This is a genomic window from Myxococcus sp. CA051A (genome assembly GCF_013336705.1).
Taxonomy (GTDB): Bacteria; Myxococcota; Myxococcia; order Myxococcales; family Myxococcaceae; genus Myxococcus; species Myxococcus llanfairpwllgwyngyllgogerychwyrndrobwllllantysiliogogogochensis.
In genome coordinates, this window is record NZ_JABUMS010000002.1 from 605,821 (window position 1) to 620,062 (window position 14,242).

Sequence of the window (14,242 nt, forward strand, 5' to 3'; positions counted from 1 at the left end):
GTATGCACCGTGGAGTGTGGCTGGGGGCGCTGGTGGGGTTGGTGTTGTGGGGCGGGACGGCCGAGGCCGCGAGGCGCACTCCGCCGAAGCGGGCCGCCAAGGTCACCCTGTCCGACCGGGCCCTCTGGCGCGCGAAGGCGTGGGTGGGGCTGGGCTCGCTGTCGACGGTGAGCACGGCGGTGAACGACGACTGCTCGGGCCTGACGCAGCTGGCGTACCGCAAGCCCGGACTCAGCCTGATGCCGGAGCTGACCCTGCCTGGTGAGAACGGGGTGAAAGCCATCTACCGGAAGGCGGGCACCCTGGGCGCGCTGCGCGAGGCGCCGAACGCCGGGGACCTGGTGTTCTTCCGGGAGACCATCGACCGCAACAAGGATGGGCGGCTCAACGACGGCCTCACGCACATCGGCATCGTCGAGCGGGTGAGCACCGACGGCACCGTGACGTTCGTCCACCGCGCGGGCGGCGGGGTGAAGCGCAGCCGCTTCAACCTGGCGCGCCCCGAGGCGAGGAAGGACGAGAAGGGCCGCGTCCTCAATGACTGGCTCCGCCGCCGCGACAAGCGCAACCGAGGCTACCTGGCCGGTGAGCTGGTGGCCGGCTTCGCCTCCGTCGATGAGCGTTGGAAGGTGGAGCCTGTCACCGTGTCGCGCGCTCGCCGCTGAGGGCCGCGCGCGCTCGTGGCTCCGTCGGGGGCGTGACGTCGGAGGCCGGAGGCGGTATGCACGGCGCTGATGTCGACCACCGATGGACGACCGGAAGGGCCTGGGCCCTCGGAGCACACCGAGGCGGTGACGGAAGGCCCCAGGCCTGAATCGCTGGTGGCTGTCGTTCCTCCGGCGCACACCGTCGCTCGCCCCGCGCCGACACCGGGCCGCAAGTCCTGGCGGCTCAAGGCCCTGCTCGGGGTGACGGTGTTGCTGCTGGGCTTCGGGGTGTACGAGTACGTCACGCTCCCCGAGGCGGAACCGCTGGTGCGGGAGAACCCGAAGTCGACGGCCCTGATGGACCGGCGCGCCGAGGAGGCTCGGGAGGCGGGGAAGAAGGTCCGCCGCCGCCATCAGTGGGTGTCGCTGACGTCCATCTCGAAGCACGCGATAGCCGCGGTCCTGGTGTCCGAGGACGCGGGCTTCTACGGACACGAGGGACTGGACACGACGGAGGTGCGCAAGGCGCTGGAGGAGGCCTGGGCGAAGCGTCAGCTCGGTCGCGGCGCGTCCACCATCACCCAGCAACTGGCGAAGAACCTCTGGCTGTCCACGGACCGGAGCCTGTTCCGCAAGGCGAAGGAGCTGGTGCTGGCCCATCGCCTGGAGGAAGCGCTCACGAAGAAGCGCATCCTCGCGCTGTACCTCAACGTCGTGGAGTGGGGGAACGGCGTCTACGGCATCGAAGCCGGTGCGCGAGAGCACTTCGGCGTGTCCGCCGCGCAGCTCTCCGTGGCCCAGGGCGTCATCCTCGCCGCGATGCTGCCGGCGCCCCGCAAGCGCTCGCCGTCGTCGGGCTCTCGGGCGCTGTGGAAGCGCTCGCATTGGATTGTCGACCAGCTCTCGTCCGTGGGGCGAATCAGCGGCGCGGAGGCGACCACCGCCCGCGCGGACATCGACCGGTTGCTGGGTCGGACACCCGCCGCGGACAGTGGTGGAGAGGATGAGGGCGCGGACGACGACGCCTGAGGCTCGTCCCGTCCGCGCCGTGCTCGGCTCATTCGGGCGTGAGCTGAAGGAACAGCAGGTCTCCCGCGCCTCGTGAAGCGTAGGTCGCTCCATCGGGTGACAGGGCGTCATTGAACGGGACGCAGAGCCGCGCCTGTCCACCGGACGTCACCTGGAGCGCCGCGTTGCCCGGGCCCGTGATGCCCAGGGCCCGCGAGTCGAGGTGCGCACCCCTGGCGTCATAGCGCGCCACGAAGTGGAGGACGTCACCCTGGGGGATGGACGCCTTCCCGAGCGCACCGCCTCCCAGGTCGAGCCGCCCATCCCGCGTCCAGCCTCCGACAATGAACTCACGCTCCGCGCTCACTCCCAAGGCATGGGCCTGACCCGCGCTCCTTCCGCCCAGGACATGAACCCAGCCGTCCGCGGCCGTCGCATGCAGGGTGCCGAGCAGCACGTCCTCGCTCGCGTCGATGTCCTTCCCGCCGAAGGAGAACCTGCCGTTGATGTCGCCGACGAAGGCCACGTCTCCCTGGGCGAATGGCGCGAGCGCGCGGATGCTGCCCCGTGCGCCATTGAGCGCACGGAACCACTGGGGCGTGCCGTTGGCGGAGAGCTTTCCGAGGAAGGGCGTTCGGACCCCCGTGGCCCCCAGCACCTGCGAGTCGGTGTCGCCGCCCACGTAGATGAAGCCCGCGCCATCCGTGGCGAGCGCCTCCGCGCGCGTGCCCGAGTCGCCACCAGGAAACGCGAGGGACCAGGCGTTCGCGCCATCCGCGTGGAACTTCGCGAGGAAGAGCGCGGGCACGTGGTCATCTCGCGTCCTGTTGCCCGGGTCCGCATAGAGCCTGCCTCGGCCCAGGCTCATCTCCCCCTGGAAATGGCCGGTGACGACGACGCTGCCTTGCGAGTCGATGACCACCGCCTGCGCGCGAACCAGCCCCGTGCGGGTGATGCCCGAGGACGGAGCGGGGTGTTCCGCGCGAACGCCTCGGGACCAGAGGGGCTCTCCTTCGGGTGACAGCTTGAGGAGGAAGAAGCCGGAGGTCGTGGGTGATTCCTCGATGAACGGCAGCGCGCCCGTGCCCAAATCTGGAGCGCCTTGATAGGCACCCACCAGCCACGCCTCACCCGAGGCCGAGACGGCGAGCCCCGTCGCTTCCACCTTCGCGCCCAAGGCATACGCGTGGGACCAGCGATGCGCGCCGTCCGCGCCATAGCGCGCCACGACGAGGCCGCGCTCTCCCTGGAAGACGTCGCCGCCGAAGTCACCGCTGCCGGTGAAGGAGCCCGCCACGAGGAAGTCGAGGCCGTTCTCCGCGGTCGCCATCACCTGGACGTGCTCGTCGCCCGGGCCGCCCCGGTGAAGCACCCAGTCGGGGGCAGGCACTGGATTCGTCGGAGGGACAGGCTCCATCTCCACCACGATGCGTGGATGCAGGGCTGGGTCGCGGTCCTCGCGCGAGCTGAAGTCCGCGCCGTCGGCACCCGACGAGTAGAGCCCGAGGTTCACGACGCCGTTGCCCGTCACCGCGCGTGTCACGTCCAGCTCCGCCCAGCTTCCGGAGCGCAGCGCCCCCGCGGTGAACAGGGCCGGGCCGAAAAGCGAAGGCTGTTGGTCGAAGGTGACGACGTCCTCCTTCCATTGAGGGTCGACGCGATGGACGACAGGGCCGTCCGTCGAACCATTCGTGACGAACAGGCGCAGGGTGGCGCGCTTCACCCGTCCTTGCAGGCCCTTCACCTGGAAGCGGAGGAAGGTCCGGTACTCGATGGGCGTCCGGTCCACGCAGAGCTGCTCCTCCGCGCCCAGGTTCGTCGACGGCCGCGAGGAGTCGACCTGCGCGTCCGCGATGGCGATGAAGGTGTTTGCTCCCGCGGCGGGGTCGCCGTGTTGCTCCAGCGGCTCCCTGTCCAGGGACGAGGTGTTGCCTCCGCAGTGGGGGAGCAGGGCCAGGACCGCCAATGCGCCTGCTTCCCGCCACCCTCGCTTCCAGCTTCTTCCGTGCATCCATCCCCCCATGCCAAACGCTCGTGGGGGGCTCGCTGTGCATCGTGGGTGCCGCGCTCACCGGGCGAGCGAGGTGCGCGGCACGACGCCCGCCTCGTCCCAGGGGATGAGGCGAGGGCAGGGCGCTTCCATCTCAGGGAAGTGTCGACGTCCACGCGGGGTGGTTCGGGGTTCCTCCTAGAGTCCTCCGACCTCCAGCGCGCCGCCCAGTCCCGGGAAGGGCTTGGTGAGCACGGCCTGGAAGACGATGTCCTCGAGGAGGATTTCCACGGGGAGCTGCGGCGTGCCGAGGTCCCCGCGCACCACGGTGTTGCTGACGATGAACCAGACGCGTCTGCGTCCCACGGCGTCCTTCAGCGCGGGACTGTCGATGCGCACCGCCGTGCGGGTGGTGGGGGCGAAGTTGCGCGAGGGGAGGACCTCCGCCGCCTGCGCGTAGTACGCCGGTCGGTTCAGGTCCGTGTAGAAGACCGGGTCCTCCGGCGTGGCCTGCCCGGTGAAGGACAGGCGCATGGCCGTGCGCAGCGTCAGCGACGAGGACGGATTGACGACCTCGAGCGTGGCGGCGACCTGCTCCACCACGAGGTCCAGGTCCTCGGTGTTCACCGACTCCTCGGGCAGGTCCAACGCCACCTCCGCGTAGACGGGTTGGAGGACGGAGGTGACGGGCACCCTCACGTCGAAGGGCTCTGTCGCGATGGCGATTTCCGCCGAGCAGCCGGACAGGAACAGGAAGCACGAAGCCAGCAGGGCGCGGGTCATCATCGGAAGGTCCAGGAGAGGTCGAGGACGGGAAGGACGGGCAGTTCCTCGCCCGGAACGGCTGGGTCGCTCAGGTCCACATAGGTGGCGCCGAGCCCGAAGCCGAGATTCTCTCCGCCGTAGCGGATGCCCGCGGCGGCACGGAAGGTCGCGCCGCCCTTCACGCGCACGCCGGCCTCGCCCACCACGGACCAGGGGCCCGCGAAGTTGAGGGCGGCCCCGCCCGTGAAGGAGAGGTAGTCGGAGGTGTAGCGCGCGTAGCGGGCCTCGCCCTGCACGAGCAGCGGACCGAGCACCAGGCCATAGACGCCGTAGACGGAGGGGCCGCTCAACTCCGGCTCGAAGCGCTGGAGGGAGGGCGTCTCCGACTCGACGATGTCCGAGTAGACGGAGCCGCCGATGAAGTGCGTGTAGCGCGCGCCCAGCACCACGCGGTGCGGGCCCGCCGCCACCGCCCAGCGCAACCCCACGTTGGGCGCGAGCATCACGTCCGCGAAGACGGAGGTGTCCACCACCAGCCCCGCGAAGAGCGGCAGCGCGCCGCGCTGGAGTCCCAGCACCGGCGCGTCGATGACCTCGGCCGCGTCCGTTCCCATCAGTCGCGCGGTGTTGGTGCGCACGCCTGGGGGCGGCTCGGCGGAAGACGGCGTGGAGAGCAGCAGGACGGCGAGGATGCAGGGCAGGATGTACCTGGCGCCACCTGGTGCGCCGGGACGTCTGGAAGGACTCAAGCCGGGAGCTCCTGTGAAAGGGGCCCCGTGTCTAGCGTGTCGCTTCACCGCGTCGACTCGTGCGTCGCCCAAGTTGGTGAACTGTCGACAGATGTTTCACGCGGTCATTCGCGACCTGCCCGGAGCTTCGTCTCATCCGGGAGGAGGCGACCCTCCGGCAGCCAGGTCGGCCGGTGCGCGTCCACCCGCCTTTCTCATTGCGGACGCGAGCCGTGGACCGTACGTTCCGCTCAATTCAATGGGCTCCCATATAAATCGGACCAGCGGCGAAGACGTGCGCGAGGTGATGGACGGCATCCGCCGAATCGTGCGGCTGCTGAGGGTCTCCGCGAGGGCCTCAGAGCGACTGGTGGGCATCAGCGGAGCGCAGCTCTTCGTGCTCCAGCAGCTCGCGGAGGCGGGGCCCTGCTCCATCAACGCCCTGGCCGAGCGGACGCTCACGCACCAGAGCAGCGTATCGGTGGTGGTGGCGCGGCTGCTGGAGCGAGGGCTGGCCACGCGGCGCCCCTCGGCGGAAGACGGTCGCCGGGTGGAGGTGGCGCTCTCACCCGCGGGGCGCGCCTTGCTGCGCGAGACACCCGCGATGGCGCAGGCCCGGCTCATCACCGGGCTTCGACGGCTGGAGCCTGGCGCGCGCGAAGGGCTGGCCCAGGGGCTGTCCGCCCTGGTGAGAGAGCTGGGGCTGGAGGGAAACGAGGCGCCGCTCTTCTTCGAGGACGAGCCCTCTCCTGGCCGGGCCCGCGCGATGAAGAAGACGCCCCGCAAGAACAAGAAGGAGAAGTCTCATGGAGCGGCCTGAAGCGAGTCGAGTGGAGGCGGGGCAGGGAGAGGAGGCTCGCGCGAGGCTGCCGGTGGCGCCGTCCATGGGCCCCACGCTCGCGGGCATGCGCGCGCCCGCGACGGTGGACGTGGTGGACCGGAGGGTGGTCTTCATCAGCGCCCTCGCGGTGGTTTTGGCCGTGGCGGCGGGACTGGTGGCCCAGGGGCTGGGCGCGCTCATCCACCTCTTCACGAACATCGCCTTCTTCGGCCGGTTCTCCACCGCGGAGGTCTCCCCGGTGAATCACTCGCTGGGCGCGTGGGTCATCGTGGTGCCGGTGGTGGGCTCGCTCATCGTCGGGGTGATGGCGCGTTATGGCTCACGGGCCATCCGGGGCCACGGCATCCCCGAGGCGATGGAGCAGGTGCTCTACAACCAGAGCCGGATTCCACCTCGGATGACGTTCCTCAAGCCGCTGTCGGCGGCGGTGGCCATCGGCACGGGAGGACCGTTCGGCGCGGAGGGGCCCATCATCGCCACGGGGGGCGCGCTGGGCTCCTTGCTGGGGCAGGTGCTGCGCGTCACGGCGGATGAGCGCAAGGCGCTCCTGGCCGCGGGCGCGGCGGCGGGCATGGCGGCGACCTTCGGCGCGCCTGTCTCCGCGGTGCTGCTGGCGGTGGAGTTGTTGTTGTTCGAGTACCGCCCGCGCTCGGTCATCCCGGTGGCGCTGGCCACGGCCACGGCCACCGGTGTGCGGCTGGCCTTCGAGGGGAGCGCTCCTGCCTTCGCGATGCCGGAGCTGGCGCTGCCGGGCGGCGCGGCGCTGGCGTTCTACATCGTGCTGGGCGCGGTGGTGGGCCTGGCGTCCACGCTGGCCACCCGCGCCGTGTACGCCATCGAGGATGCGTTCGAGCAGCTGCCCGTGCACTGGATGTGGTGGCCGGCGCTCGGGGGGCTCGTGGTGGGGGTGGTGGGCTGGTGGTCTCCGCGCACGCTCGGCGTGGGCTACACCAACATCGAGGACATCCTCTCCGGGCGCTTCGTGGGCACGGCCATGCTCGTGTTCTGCGCGCTGAAGTTCGTGTCCTGGTCCGTGGCGCTGGGCAGCGGCACCTCCGGCGGAACGCTGGCGCCGCTGTTCACCCTGGGCGGTGGACTGGGCTCGGGGCTGGGACTGCTGGCGATGCGGCTTGCGCCCGGGCTGGGCGTGGACCTTCGCGTGGCCGCGCTGGTGGGCATGGCGGCCATCTTCGCGGGGGCTTCGCGCGCGTTGCTGGCGTCGGTGGTGTTCGCCTTCGAGACGACGCGCCAGCCCTTGGGGTTGTTGCCCCTGCTGGGCGGCTGCGCGGCGGCCTATCTGGTGTCGGCGCTGTTGATGCGCCACTCCATCATGACGGAGAAGCTGGCGCGGCGCGGCGGGCGGGTCCTCACCGAGTACGGCGTGGATGCGCTGGGGCAGGTGTTGGTGCGCGAGGTGGGGCTCAAGCCCGTGGTGACCCTGGACGCGGACCAATCCTTGGAGTCGGTCCGCGCGTGGCTGCTGTCGGACGCGGCGGGCACCCGTCACCAGGGCTTCCCGGTGGTGAAGGAGGGCGCCCTGCTGGGCGTCGTCACGCGCAGGGACCTGGTGGACGGGCAAGCGCCCGAGGGGCGGCGTGTGCGGGACGTGGTGAGGCGTCCTCCGTCGGTGGCGTATGAGGACAGCTCACTGCGCGAGGCGGCGGACCTCATGGTGGAGGAGGGCGTGGGTCGCCTTCCGGTGGTCCGGCGTGAGACTCCTTCGAGCGTCGTGGGCATCATCACCCGGAGCGACCTGCTGGGCGCGCATCGGCGGCGGCTGGAGAACTCGCGGCGCAGGGAGCGTGGACTGGGTGGGCCGTTGCCGGCCCGAGGAGCCTGAAGCACGTGCACGTGGACGGCGAGGCGGGAACACAGGAGCGCGAGCGGGCACTGGAGCTGCTGCGCCGGTTCGGGTGGAACGCCACGTCCTTCCAGGTGCTGATGCCGGGCTTCCGCTACTGGTTCGACCCGGCGGGGGACGCCTTCGTCGCGTACGTGGACACGGGCGGCGCGTGGGTGGCGGCGGGTGCGCCCATCACCGCGCCGGAGTCCCTGCCTCGCGCGGTGGAGGGCTTCCAGGCCGCGGCGCGACAGGCGGGCCGGCGCGTGTGTTTCTTCGCAACGGAGCCGCGCTTCACGGAGTGGGTGCCCATGGAGTCGCTCTCCATTGGCGAGCAGCCCGTGTGGGAGCCGTCGCGTTGGGAGTCGGTGGTGCGCGGCAGTCGGAGTCTGCGCGAGCAGCTTCGCCGCGCGCGCTCGCATGGCGTCGTGGTGCGGGAGCTCCCCGCGCAGGTGTTGGAGGAGTCCGAGCATCCCACGCGTCAGGCGTTGGAGCGCCTGAGGAAGCGCTGGCTGGCGTCGCGTCGCATGGCGCCCATGGGCTTCCTGGTGCAGCTGCGTCCGGATGCCTTCGCGCGGGAGCGCCGTGCCTTCGCGGCGGAGGTGAAGGGCGAACTGGTGGGCATCCTGCTCGTGTCTCCCGTGTATGCGCGGGACGGCTGGTTCCTCCAGGACCTGGTGAGAGACCCCGAGTCGCCCAACGGCACCGCCGAGGCCCTGGTGGACGCGGCGATGCGCGCCGCCGCCGCCGAGGGCCGTCGCTACGTGACGCTGGGACTTGCGCCGCTGTCGGGCCCGGTGCGGCCGTGGCTGCGACTGGCGCGTGCGTGCGGCAAGCCGCTGTTCGACTTCGAGGGTCTGCGCGCCTTCAAGGCGAAGTTCCGTCCGGACGCGTGGGTGCCACTCCACCTCGCGTACCCCGAGCCTGGCGGTGGTTTCTTCGCCGTGTATGACGCGCTCCGCGCCTTCGCGCGCGGCAGCCTGGTGCGCTTCGGCGTGGCGACGTTGCTGCGGCGGCCCCGGTTGCTGGTGCATGGGCTGGCGGTGTTGCTGCTGCCCTGGACGGCGCTCCTGGCGCTGCCCGCCACCACGCGCTGGTTTCCCTCGGCGCGCGTGCAGTGGGGCTGGGTGTTGTTCGACGTGGGGCTGGCGGCGGGACTCTTCTCGCTGGTGCGCCGGTGGCGAGACGGACTGGCCACCGCGCTGGTGTGCCTCACCGCCGCGGATGCGTGCCTCACCTTCGTGCAGGCCGCCACCTACAACGCGGTGCGAGCGCGAGGGCCCGTGGACTGGCTCGTCATCACCGCCGCGGTGCTGGCGCCCGCCACCGCCTCCGGGCTGCTCGTCCGCGCGCGCGACTTCCGCCTGCCCGCGCGCTGACGCACCGCGCTTTCTCCACGACTCAACATCTCACCTGTCCCGCGGACCCCCTGGGTTTACACAGGTGGACACTCCTCCTCGCGTCTCCTGGACCGCAAGGCGAGGGCAATGCTGTTTTCTGGAAAGAGCTGTTCCGGCCTCGGGCGCCGTGACTTTCTCGCGGCGTCATCCGTCGTCGGTTGGGAGGGGTGACCATGCGAACGCCGTCCGGCGTTGCCCTGTCGCTCGCCGTGTTGCTGTGGGTCCATGAGAGCCACGCCGCGCCCGAAACACAGAGCTCGGCTCCGCCACCCTCGCCGTTGCCTTCGGGAGTGTCGGCCGTGTTGTGGAAGCTGTCGGTGCCCGCGAGCGCGGCGCCGACGCCCGAGCGGGTGGCGCTGGGGGAGAAGCTCTTCAACGACAAACGGCTGTCCCTGGATGACAGCACGTCCTGCGCCACCTGCCATGACCCGAACAAGGGCTTCACGGACGGCAAGCCGGTGGCCGAAGGCGTGAAGGGCCAGAAGGGCATGCGCAACAGCCCCACGGTGCTCAACGCCCTCTTCAATGCCTCTCAGTTCTGGGACGGGCGCTCGTCCACGCTGGAGGACCAGGCGAAGCTGCCCATCCTGAATCCGATTGAGATGGCCATGCCCTCGCCGGAGGCGGTGGTGACCAAGCTGCGGGGGATTCCCGAGTACGTCACCGCCTTCCAGGCTGTCTTCAAGCGGGACATCACCTACGACGACCTGGCGTCCGCCATCGCCGCCTTCGAACGCACGCAGTTCTCCGGCAACGCGCGCTTCGACCGCTTCATCCACGGCGAGACGAACGCGCTCAACGCGTCGGAGCGACGGGGCTGGGCCCTCTTCAACGGCAAGGCGCGGTGCAACGCCTGTCACGCGGGCAACGCGGTGTCGCCGCTGTTCAGCGACCAGAAGTTCCACAACATCGGCGTCGCCGCGCACAAGCAGGACTTCCCGCAGCTGGCGCGCGAGGGTGTGAAGGTCGTCCGGCTGGGCGACGAGCGGCAGATTGACGAACTGGCGCTGCAGACGCGCTTCTCCGAGCTGGGGCGCTTCCTGGTGACGAAGCAGGAGAACGACGTGGGCGCGTTCAAGACGCCCACGCTGCGCAACGTCGGAATCACCGGGCCGTACATGCACGACGGCTCGTTGACGACGCTGTGGGACGTGATGGACCACTACAACAAGGGGGGAGTGGCCAATCCCTACCTGGACGGAGGCATGCAGCGACTGGGGCTGACGGAGCCCGAAATCGATGACCTGGTGGCCTTCGTCTTCACGCTGACCGACGAGCGCTTCACGAAGTTCAATGGTCAGGAGCTGGCGCGGCAGCGCGCGCGCAAGGGCCAGCGGCCGGAGCGGGACACGGCGGTGGCGCTGGGGAAGAAGGGCAACCTGGGAGACCTGGCGCCCAATCCGGACCTGTCGGTGAAGAACCCGGCGGACATCGGTGTGTACGGCACCGAGACGCTGCCCAAACCCGCTTCGACGAAGCAGCCCTGAGGAGGCGCCGTCCATGGGGAACAAGTTCCGAAGCATCGAGACGAAGCACTATGAGGAACGCGACGCCTTCTTCGAGGGCCTGAAGCGGTTGGACCGGCGGGCCTTCCTGCGGGTGGCGGGCATGTCCGCGGGCATCGTCGCGGGGATGGGCCTGAGGACGCCGCAGAGCTTCCAGCTGGTCAACGTGGCGGAGGCTCAGGGGACGAAGCCGCGCTTCACCTTCGCGTACATCTCCGACACGCACCTGTACGAGCAGAAGCTGAATGACCGCTTCGTGCGCTCCATCCTGAAGGCGGTGGATGACGTCAACGGGTTGGACCCGCAGCCGGACTTCGTGTTGTTCGGTGGGGACCTGGCGCAGCTGGGGCAGGCGGGAGAGCTGAAGCTGGGGGCGCAGATTCTCAAGAGCGTGAAGGCGCCCGTGCGGATGATGGTGGGCGAGCACGACTGGTTCCTCGACATGGGGGAGCTGTGGCGGGACTTGTTCGGCGCGCCGAACTACTCGTTCGACCACAAGGGCGTGCACTTCGTGGTGCTCAACTCGATTCTGGAGAAGGACTTCTGGACGGAGCGGAAGCTCACGCCGATGGAGCGGATGAAGATTGTCGCCGGGTTGGACAATGGCATCCAGTCGCGCTTCGAGGTGGGCGGTGAGCAGCGCGCGTGGATGAAGCAGGACCTGGCGAAGGTGGACAAGAAGACGCCGGTCATCGTCTTCAGCCACTCGCCGCTCTACAAGTACTACCGGCCCTGGAACTTCTGGACGGACGACGCGGACGAGGTGCAGGCGCTGCTCAAGCCCTTCGAGCGTGTCACCGTGATTCATGGACACACGCACCAGTTGTTGACGAACCGCATCGACAACATCCAGTTCCACGGGATGTTGTCCACGGCGTGGCCGTGGCCGTATGCGCCGGAGGGGTTGCCGCAGCTCACGGTGCAGATGAATCGGCCGGACCCGTTCAGCCAGTTCGACGGCTGCGGGGATGGGCGGGTGGACGTGCTGGAGTCGGGGTTGGTGGACAAGCTGTACAACCTCTGGGAGCGCAATCCCATCACCGTGCGCGGGAGCTACCTCGCGTCGGGTGGGAAGCAGGATGCGCCGCCCCGGACGAAGCTTCCGAGCTACTGAGCGCGAGGGGACACGATGACCTACCGGATGAAGCTGTGGGTGGGAGCGGGAGCGCTGCTGTCCTTCGCGGGGGGCGTGGCATTGGCCACGAGTCCCGCGCCGCGTCCCGAGGCCCTTCAGACGAAGGAGTTGCCGCGGCATCAGGTGCCGGTGTCGAAGGACGGCAACCTGGTGGTGGGGATGTGTGACGGGGAGACGTCCCTGGAGGTGAAGGGCGTCAAGGAGGGGCAGAAGCTGACGCGCGCGCAGGCGGCGCGGGTGTCGGGCGAGCTGATGGACGCGTGGCGCAAGAAGAACCCGGATGCGAACTGGGACCCGGTGCCGCCGCCCGTGGTGGCGCAGGGACAGAAGCAGGCGCCGCAGCAGAAGAACCCGCCCATGGGGACGCAGAAGCCCGCGACGGGAGGGGCGGTGCGCGAGGGTGGGGTGACGGCGGAGAGTGGTGGCAAGGAGGTCCGCAAGCAGGCGGGGGTGAACATCCAGGACGGACATTCCTACGGCGCGTTCACGCAGCGGGACGAGGCGGTGTGGGCGGCGTCCACGCAGCAGTTCGTGGACGAGGGGCACCGCGTGTTCCACGACGCGGACGCGGTGGGCGGGACGATTGCGGTGTCCTGTGACATGTGCCACCCGGATGCGTCGAACACGCATCCGGAGACCTATCCGAAGTACCAGGTGCAGCTGGGCCGCGTGGCGCTGCTGCGGGACATGATCAACTGGTGCATCGAGAACCCGGTGCGCGGCAAGCCGCTGGCGGATGGGGACCCGAGGTTGCGCGCGATGGAGGCGTATATCTACGCGCAGCGGAAGGGCACGAAGCTGGAGTACGGGAAGAAGTAGCTGTTGATATGACCCCTCGGGTGGAAGGTCTGCCCGGGGGGGCGTCATGAAGCGGTGGCTGTGGTGCTGGTTGGGTGTCTGGCTGTCGTCGTGCGCGACGACGCCGACGCCCGCGAGTGAGCACGAGTATCCGGACGAGTACACGCGGCTGGAGGAGGGCGCGTGCGTCACGTTCCTGTGCGCGGAGGAGGCGTGTGGCCTCTATCGGTGCGAGGACGTGGAGTCCTGGGGCCGCGTGGTGCCGGCGCGGGGTGCGTCGTTCGTCCTGCCGCCGAGCGCGGTGCGCTCACCGCAGCGCAACTGGGGCAACGTCCAGGGGCTTCCCGGGCACGTGCAGCCCGTCTTCGTCATTCGCTGGTACGGGCGGGAGCTGCTGCCCAGTCAGAGGCGATTGCTGGAGATGGCGAAGGCGCTGGCGACGAAGCCGCGCGAGAAGCACCACATCTTTCCCCAGGAGTTCAAAGACTGGCTCGAGCGGCAGGGCATCAACATCCACAAGGAGACGATGCTCATCGACATCGACACCCATCACCGCATCCACAAGGGATTCAGCGGTGGACCTTGGAATGGAGAATGGCGGAAGTTCCGTGATAACCACACGGGGGCGACCCAAGAGGACATGTACCGATACGCTCGGGAGATGATCATCCGCTTCGACCTGGTGGGACCCATTCTGCCGTACCACCTGCTCGTGGGCCCTTCCCTCGACTACTGAGCCCATGACGCGCTTCTTCCATCTGGAGCGGGGTGACGGCGAGCGGCAGAAGGGCACGTACAAAGCCCGGCACAAGTGGGGGCTGCCGGGAGTCACCTGCCCTCACTGTCATGCGACGTGGGCCAGCACGGGCTTCAACTATCCCGCCCTGGACCTGACGAACCATCCCGCGGCGAAGAATCTCGCGAAGGCTTACCTGGAGAAGGACTTCGAGGAGTTCGAGCTGCTGCGCGAGCAGCTCCGGCCCTTGTTGCCACCAGACAGTCCATTGATGCCGGGCGCCTTGTTCGGCCCCCTGGTGGGAACGGCGCGGGGACCCTTCGCTGCCTTCCTGCAGCAGTATGGGGACGTCGTGCTCGTCCGCCCGGACGCGCTGGCGCGTCTACATGCCGCCGGACTGAGGGGACTGAAGGGTGTCAGCACCGAGCTGCGCTTTCGGCCAAAGGATGTCGAGGAGCTGCTGGAACTGGCGGTCGAACCGCGCGGTCTGCTGCACCCTGACTGCATCCCGCGCTCGACGCAGCCTCCGTGTCCGAAGTGTGGTCGACATGGCTTCAGTCTCCCCAAGGAGCCCGTCCTCGACGCGGCGTCACTCCCGCTGGATTTGGACCTCATGCGACTGAGGAACTTCGCGATGGTCCTCGTCGTCACCCAGCGCTTCAAGGACGCCGTGGAACAGCTCGAACTGGACGGACTGAGCTTCCGCGAACTGCCCGTGCGCTGACCTCACGCGCTTCTGACGCGCTCGCCCGCCAGCACGCCGAGCATTTCGCTTGGAGGACCGACGAGCCCACATGAGACGCGAGTGTTGACGACGGTGGCCGGAAGGACGATGACTCGCCAGCAACG

The 14,242-nt window shown here is 69.3% G+C and carries 13 protein-coding genes; 10 read left to right on the forward strand and 3 right to left on the reverse strand.

Translation table 11 applies throughout. The features are described 5' to 3' along the window. Nucleotides 1–2 precede the first annotated feature (2 nt). A complete protein-coding gene (locus HUA74_RS07925; RefSeq protein WP_174454032.1) occupies nt 3–665 on the forward strand; it encodes an NlpC/P60 family protein in 663 nt (220 codons plus the stop codon). A gap of 69 nt (nt 666–734) precedes the next feature. Continuing rightward, nucleotides 735–1,676 (forward strand): biosynthetic peptidoglycan transglycosylase, encoded by a 942-nt coding sequence (locus HUA74_RS07930; protein ID WP_174454033.1) that lies wholly within the window; start codon nt 735–737, stop codon nt 1,674–1,676. Between the two features lie 28 nt (nt 1,677–1,704). Here the strand turns inward: HUA74_RS07930 and HUA74_RS07935 are convergent, their stop codons facing one another. The 3 genes from HUA74_RS07935 to HUA74_RS07945 all read right to left on the reverse strand — a co-directional run bounded on the left by HUA74_RS07935 (nt 1,705) and on the right by HUA74_RS07945 (nt 5,159). Next, nucleotides 1,705–3,621 (reverse strand): DNRLRE domain-containing protein, encoded by a 1,917-nt coding sequence (locus HUA74_RS07935; protein WP_174454034.1) that lies wholly within the window; start codon nt 3,619–3,621, stop codon nt 1,705–1,707. A 222-nt stretch (nt 3,622–3,843) separates the two neighbouring features. After that, nucleotides 3,844–4,431, reverse strand: coding sequence for a hypothetical protein (locus tag HUA74_RS07940; protein ID WP_246137867.1), 588 nt, complete (start codon nt 4,429–4,431; stop codon nt 3,844–3,846). Beyond that, nucleotides 4,428–5,159, reverse strand: a complete 732-nt coding sequence (locus tag HUA74_RS07945; protein ID WP_254624965.1) for a hypothetical protein — start codon at nt 5,157–5,159, stop codon at nt 4,428–4,430. Before HUA74_RS07945 ends, HUA74_RS07940 begins: the two co-directional genes overlap by 4 nt. 238 nt (nt 5,160–5,397) lie before the next feature. On the opposite strand from HUA74_RS07945, the gene HUA74_RS07950 reads away from it, so the two are divergent. The 8 genes from HUA74_RS07950 (at nt 5,398) to HUA74_RS07985 (ending at nt 14,117) form a co-directional block, all read left to right on the forward strand. After that, complete coding sequence (locus HUA74_RS07950) at nt 5,398–5,958, forward strand: MarR family winged helix-turn-helix transcriptional regulator (RefSeq protein ID WP_254623611.1); 561 nt, start codon at nt 5,398–5,400, stop codon at nt 5,956–5,958. Next, nucleotides 5,945–7,819 carry a chloride channel protein gene (locus HUA74_RS07955; RefSeq protein WP_174454035.1) on the forward strand — a complete coding sequence of 625 codons (1,875 nt, stop codon included), beginning with the start codon at nt 5,945–5,947 and terminating at the stop codon, nt 7,817–7,819. The genes HUA74_RS07950 and HUA74_RS07955 overlap by 14 nt, the downstream gene beginning before the upstream one ends. A 5-nt stretch (nt 7,820–7,824) precedes the next feature. Then, nucleotides 7,825–9,198: a DUF2156 domain-containing protein gene (locus HUA74_RS07960; protein ID WP_174454036.1), complete on the forward strand. Its 1,374-nt coding sequence runs from the start codon at nt 7,825–7,827 to the stop codon at nt 9,196–9,198. 194 nt (nt 9,199–9,392) lie between these two features. After that, entirely contained in the window at nt 9,393–10,706 is a 1,314-nt protein-coding gene (locus HUA74_RS07965; RefSeq protein WP_174454037.1) for a cytochrome-c peroxidase, read from the forward strand. Between the two features lie 13 nt (nt 10,707–10,719). Beyond that, complete coding sequence (locus tag HUA74_RS07970; protein WP_141641362.1) at nt 10,720–11,838, forward strand: metallophosphoesterase; 1,119 nt, start codon at nt 10,720–10,722, stop codon at nt 11,836–11,838. Between the two features lie 15 nt (nt 11,839–11,853). Beyond that, nucleotides 11,854–12,678, forward strand: coding sequence for a c-type cytochrome (locus HUA74_RS45500; RefSeq protein WP_254624966.1), 825 nt, complete (start codon nt 11,854–11,856; stop codon nt 12,676–12,678). Between the two features lie 46 nt (nt 12,679–12,724). Continuing rightward, nucleotides 12,725–13,393 carry a TIGR02269 family lipoprotein gene (locus HUA74_RS07980; protein WP_174454038.1) on the forward strand — a complete coding sequence of 223 codons (669 nt, stop codon included), beginning with the start codon at nt 12,725–12,727 and terminating at the stop codon, nt 13,391–13,393. Nucleotides 13,394–13,397: 4 nt separating this feature from the next. Further along, on the forward strand, nt 13,398–14,117 hold the full coding sequence (locus tag HUA74_RS07985) for a double-CXXCG motif protein (RefSeq protein WP_174454039.1): 720 nt from the start codon (nt 13,398–13,400) through the stop codon (nt 14,115–14,117). Nucleotides 14,118–14,242: the final 125 nt, after the last annotated feature.